The organism is Spirosoma sp. 48-14 (assembly GCF_001898575.1).
Taxonomy (GTDB): domain Bacteria; phylum Bacteroidota; class Bacteroidia; order Cytophagales; family Spirosomataceae; genus Spirosoma.
In genome coordinates this window covers 1-1,452 of the sequence record NZ_MKUD01000071.1, presented here as the reverse complement: position 1 = coordinate 1,452, position 1,452 = coordinate 1, and the positions used below count along the sequence as shown (strand labels likewise).

Annotated in this window: 2 protein-coding genes; both read right to left on the bottom strand. The window is 43.0% G+C overall.

Annotated features, from left to right (window positions below; translation table 11 throughout):
* Window positions 1–1,037 (bottom strand): multicopper oxidase domain-containing protein (locus BGO59_RS30295; RefSeq protein ID WP_293690465.1); only part of this gene is annotated, 1,037 nt, incomplete at its 3' end.
* A gap of 11 nt (window positions 1,038–1,048) precedes the next feature.
* A partial coding sequence (locus BGO59_RS30290) for a heme-binding domain-containing protein (RefSeq protein WP_293690463.1) occupies window positions 1,049–1,452 on the bottom strand: 404 nt, incomplete at its 5' end.

Below are 1,452 nucleotides of genomic sequence, written 5' to 3'. Positions count from 1 at the left end.
GGGAGTGGAGAAATAAGCTGTTTGACCCCATCACCTATAAAGTAACTCGCAGATTGTGTCCTGTCTTCGGTTGTTGCTAAAAACTCATAGGCTAAACCATCTTGAGGGATAGTCACTACAATATCGTAAGTTTCAGAAACTGCAATGATTAATCTATCCACTTCTACAGGCTCAACATCATTTCCATCATTCGCTACTACTGTAATTTTCCCTCCAGCATATCTTAGCCAGAAATACGAAGACGCCCCGCCATTGGAAACGCGTAATCTGACTTTGTCACCTGCTTTTAGCTTTTTACCACCAATTGTTTTCAAATCGGTGCTATGGCTACCATTTATTAGGATTTTATCATAGTAAACATCACTGACATCCATCGCCAGCATCCGTTTCCACTCATTTTTTACCTTTACGCCTAATTTTCCCTCCTTAATAGCTTCAACGTACGATTGCGTAGCACCTTTCTTAATGGCCGCCCAATCATTTGCATTGTGTAGCATACGGTTGATGTTATCCGGGTTAAGATTTGTCCACTCACTTAATATAATCGGGACGGTCGGCAAATCGTCAATTCCTTTTCTAAAGGTTTTATCGTCGCCTCTTTTTTTCATGATAAAACTACCGTACATGCCTATCTGCTCCTGCAAGCCTGAGTGCGAATGATACCAGTGCGTGCCATGCTGGATAATCGGAAAACGGTAGGTGTAGGTTGTACCCGGTGCGATGGGCTTTTGCGTAAGCCAGGGCACACCGTCTTCTTTATTGGGCAGGAACACACCATGCCAGTGCAGTGATGTGCTTTCTTTCAATTGGTTGTGCACCACTATTTCGGCAGTGTCGCCCTCGGTAAAGGTAAGGGTGGGCATGGGGATTTGCCCGTTTACGGCAATCGCCCTTTTTTGCTTACCTGCATAGTTGACAAGTGTATCTTTTACATACAGCTCGTAACGCACTACTTTCTGTGCGAATAATGTTTGTGTGCAAAGAAATATCAATATTGTTTGCAATATTCTTATCGGTATCTGATTATATTTATTCATTATTTTTAAATTTATTTAATGCTATCTTCCATTTTTCCAAACCATTCTAACAACACCTGTCTATCATCATTTGATAAAACTGCATTACGATGAATTAGTGTATATGACGACAATGGCATTTCCCCGTCCTTAACTTGCCCGGCCATAGCCCTGAATTTATTTCGCTGCCTGCGGGCAGAGTATTCGCCAAAGTCACTAAAGTTGAGTTCCTCTTTGCCATTTTTGATATGTTCTGCCATATACCATGCTCCGGGTTGGATACGGCTGTACCACGGATAGCGGGTGTTGTTGCTATGACAGTCGTAACAGGATTGAACAAGGATAGCCTTTACGTTTTGGGGTACGGTGTACACCCTTTCGATATGGGTGGCTGGCACTTCAACCGCCTGGTTCCGTAAGGGCTGAAAGAACTGTA